At 74.7% G+C, this 3573-nt stretch carries 3 protein-coding genes and 1 pseudogene; 3 read left to right on the forward strand and 1 reads right to left on the reverse strand.

Features of this window, described 5'->3' with window-relative positions:
• The 3 genes and pseudogenes from ND748_RS28040 to ND748_RS28050 all read left to right on the forward strand — a co-directional run.
• Nucleotides 1-406 (forward strand): annotated as a pseudogene (locus ND748_RS28040) (hypothetical protein); the annotation flags it as partial.
• 214 nt (nucleotides 407-620) lie between these two features.
• Nucleotides 621-1031: a hypothetical protein gene (locus ND748_RS28045; protein WP_251749202.1), complete on the forward strand. Its 411-nt coding sequence runs from the start codon at nucleotides 621-623 to the stop codon at nucleotides 1029-1031.
• A gap of 27 nt (nucleotides 1032-1058) precedes the next feature.
• Nucleotides 1059-2216, forward strand: coding sequence for a PHB depolymerase family esterase (locus tag ND748_RS28050; RefSeq protein WP_251749203.1), 1158 nt, complete (start codon nucleotides 1059-1061; stop codon nucleotides 2214-2216).
• Between the two features lie 13 nt (nucleotides 2217-2229).
• Here ND748_RS28050 and ND748_RS28055 read toward each other — a convergent pair whose 3' ends face one another.
• Entirely contained in the window at nucleotides 2230-3078 is an 849-nt protein-coding gene (locus ND748_RS28055) for an LpqN/LpqT family lipoprotein (protein WP_251749204.1), read from the reverse strand.
• Nucleotides 3079-3573 lie beyond the last annotated feature (495 nt).

Raw genomic sequence — 3573 nt, forward strand, 5'->3', positions numbered from 1 at the left:
GCGCCCCGCCGACCGGCACCCCGCCGACCGGGGAGCTTCGTCCGTCGACACCGCCGAGGCGGGAGGCGCCGGGCCGGGACCCGCGGAGCTGGCCGCCGACCCGGACGCGCCAGTCGAACCCGATCCGACCGCCGACCCGGACGCGCCAGTCGAACCCGATCCGACCGCCGACCCGGACGTGCCAGTCGAACCCGATCCGACCGCCCGCCCGGTGACGCCGTCGATCCCGGCCCCGGCTTCGGGGGCAGTCGCCGCCGCCGCGCCCCGCCCGTCGATCCCGCCGCCGGGCGAGCAGGTTCCCTTCGGACCCCCCGTGCCTGACCGGACCTCGGCATCCGCCTCGCCGCCACAGCGCATCGGCCCGTCTCGGCCCACCGACCGGTCCCGACCGGAGGGCCCCCCGTAGCCTGTGGCTCGCTCCCGCCTCTACCGTCACGCAAGGACCGGTGGGTGTGCGTTAGGCGAACTACGGCGCGTTCGGCCCCTGGGTGGGGCACTCTGGGAGAGGACGGGATGTCAACGCCGGTCGTGGGCCTGAACCACCCATACCGCCCGGACCCGGACCGGCCACCTGACCCGGACACCTGACCCAGCCAGGAGACCCGCCGATCGATCTCCACATGACCGATCTTCGCGGCAGGAACCTCATCAACGTCACGAGTGGCGAGCGGAGGGACATCTCGGTGGAGGAGCTTTCGGACATGGAGCGTTCCCGGCTGCTCCTCGGCTGGCTGGCGGCGCGGCGCGCGGTGGACAACTGTCTGTCGGACCTGCTCGCCGCCGGTCCCGCGGGAGAACGTCGGGTACGCGAGTCGCTGGCGCTCGTCGACGACCTGGAGAGTCGCGCCCAGGAGGCATTCGACCGTTACCGCACCGCCGCGGAGAGCACCCCGGCTCCCCCGCCGCGCCCGGCCGGCCGTTGGGCACCGCCGGCCGCGGCGGAGCGTCCCCGGCTCAATGTGGTCCGCGCCCCGGAGGGCGACCTCGCCCGTAGCAGTTCCAACACGAAGAGTAATCACCGGCACCGGTGACGCCCAGCCCGCGCTCGGCGGGTCAGAATGGCCACCGTGCCGGCCGTTCGTCGCCGCCGCGTCACCGCGGTCTGGCTCCTCACCTTCCTGCTCCCCGCGATACTGATCGTAACTGGCTGTAGCGGGCTGAGCGGGACCCGCCGCGGCGGTGTGGTCCCCGGGACCACCCCGACCGCGACGCCGACCACCGGGCCGGATGCGTTCGAGCGGTCCGGCCGTGGCATGCCGATCCGCATCACGCTGCCGCCACCCGGCACGCCCCGGCCGTACCCGCTGATCGTGGCGCTGCACAGCCTGCACTACGACGGCACCGACCCCAAAGCGCACTGGGATCTCGACGGCCTCGCCCGCACCGCGGGACTCGCCGTCGTCTACCCGGACGGCATCGGCAAGGCCTGGAACGCCGGCACCTGCTGCGACACCGCCAGGATCAACAACACGGATGATGTCGGCTGGCTCCGCGCCCTGATCGCCCATCTGAGTGAGAACTACCCGATCGACCGCACACGGGTCAGCCTGATCGGCCTGTCCAACGGCGGGATGCTCGCCTACCGGTACGCCTGCGAGCACGGCGACGAACTCGCCGGCATCGCCGTGGTCGCGGCAAGCCGGCAGGTGGCCCAGTGCCAGCCGGCCGCTCCACTGACCGTCGTCGTCGTGCACGGCGGAGCAGACGGTCACGTCCCCTACCTGGGCTCGCTGTGGTCACCGGTGCTGCAGACGGCGATCACGCCGGTCGAGCAGAGCATGGCGCCGTTCCGCGCAGTGGACCAGTGCCCGCTGCCCAGCCAGCCCGGCGACACGATCCTCACCGACTCCACCGGGGTGCCCTGGCACGCCGCGCCATCGCCCACCGCGCCATCGCCCACCGCCTTGTCCGCCGGGCAGCAGCCCGGGATGGCCACCGGCTCGTCCGCAGCACCGACACCGCCCACCGGGACGCCACCGCTGCCCGACGGTCTGGCCGCCCCCGCCGGCCCCCCGGCCGTACCGGTGGCGACCGCACCGGTGGCCGTCCGCCGTGAGACCCGGTGCGCATCCTCGGCCCGTGTCGTCCAGTACCTGCTGCCCTCGATGGCCCACGGTTGGCCGCCCGCCACCGGACCGAACTCCTTCACCACCACCGGGGTGATCTGGAACCTGCTGGCGCCGGCCCGGTCGGCCCACCCCGGGCCCCGGATGTGACCGCGAACGCCGGTCAGGCCGCCGGGGAGAACGACGCGCGCAAGGCGCCCATCAGCGTGTTCAGCGTGGCGGCCGCGCTGGTCGACACCCGCGCGATGAGCACGTAGACAGCGCCGTCCGCGGCGACCGTCCGCATCAGATAGGACACGCGCTGGCCCTCCCGGTCGTAGGAACCGGCCAGCTCCTGGGTCGGCTGGCCGCTGGTGTCGGTCGCCGGACCGGAACGCTCCCTGGTCAGCCCCGAGACCGCGTCGAACTCGCCCGCCTGGACGTGCGTGAGCGCCGCCGTCGGGTCGGCGCCGGCGATCCGGGCGACCCCGATCATCTGCGGGCCGTACTCCGAGACGGTGCCGGGCTCGCCGTAGAAGATGCCGGTGTTGTCGCGACGCTGCTTCCACACCGGCGGGTGGGAGAAGGTCGCCTTCTGCAACGGGTCCGTGTATGCGGCCCAGTCCGCCGGCACGGCGATCTGCGCCGCGGCCGGTTGGCCGGTACTCGCGCCCGGCCCGGTCGCCGCCGGCGTGCTGGCGGCCGAGGCCGACGGGGACGGCGCCGCGGGCGCGTCCGAGGCGGTGCGGCCGCTGGGACGCACCTTCTCCCACACGACGCCGGCGCCGACCCCCACCCCGAGCGCGACCGCCAGCACCACCAGAGCGACACCGAGACGGTGCAGGAAGGACATGGAGTCGGCACCGCCGCCACCGCGGCGGTCGTCGAGTTCGTCGGCCTCGTCGAGGTCGCTGACGTCGTCGGGCTCAGGAAAGTCACGCCCTGTCGCCGCCGTGCGGGGACCACCCGAGCGGCGCTGCGCGGGCGCCCGATCGCCGCCAGCACGATGCGGCCCCGTCCGGTTCCTGATCATCGTGGGTGGCGAGTCCGACGGTCGCTCGCCCTCCCGACCGTCGGTGGGGCCGCCGGCGCCGGTTCGTACCGGGCCGCCCGAGCGCTGCAACCGAGACGGGCGGGCCGCGCCCGCGGGCCGGTCGGAACGACCAGAATCGGGGTGGTCGTCGCCGGAACCCGGCGCCGGCCGGCGGGGACGCGACTGGTCGAGACGAGTGTCCTCGACGCTCTCGGGTACCGCGAAGCGCGGCCGCGCGCCGGTGCCCCCGGGCCTACCTGCGTTCCCGGGACGGCCAGTGCTCCCGGGACGGCCAGTGCTCCCAGAGCTGCCTGTGCTCCCAGAGCTGCCTGTGCGCCTGCCAGCACCAGGCGGACCAGCCGCAGGCGGCGGGCCGCCGTCGGCCGGGTCGCCGCCGCCGGGGGCGAACCCCGGCGGAACAGTTCGATCCCGCGGGCCGGCGTGACCCGAGCGGCCGGGCCGCCCCACCGGTTCCCCGCCGGTGGCCGGTTCACC

Origin of the sequence: Frankia sp. AiPs1 (assembly GCF_023716945.1) — a bacterium.
GTDB lineage: Bacteria > Actinomycetota > Actinomycetes > Frankiales > Frankiaceae > Frankia.

What these genes read in the sequence shown, in the direction of transcription:
- ND748_RS28055 (WP_251749204.1), bottom strand. Translation starts at nt 3,078, where the DNA reads ATGATCAGGAACCGGACGGGGCCGCATCGTGCTGGCGGCGATCGGGCG.
- ND748_RS28050 (WP_251749203.1), top strand. Translation starts at nt 1,059, where the DNA reads ATGGCCACCGTGCCGGCCGTTCGTCGCCGCCGCGTCACCGCGGTCTGG.
- ND748_RS28045 (WP_251749202.1), top strand. Translation starts at nt 621, where the DNA reads ATGACCGATCTTCGCGGCAGGAACCTCATCAACGTCACGAGTGGCGAG.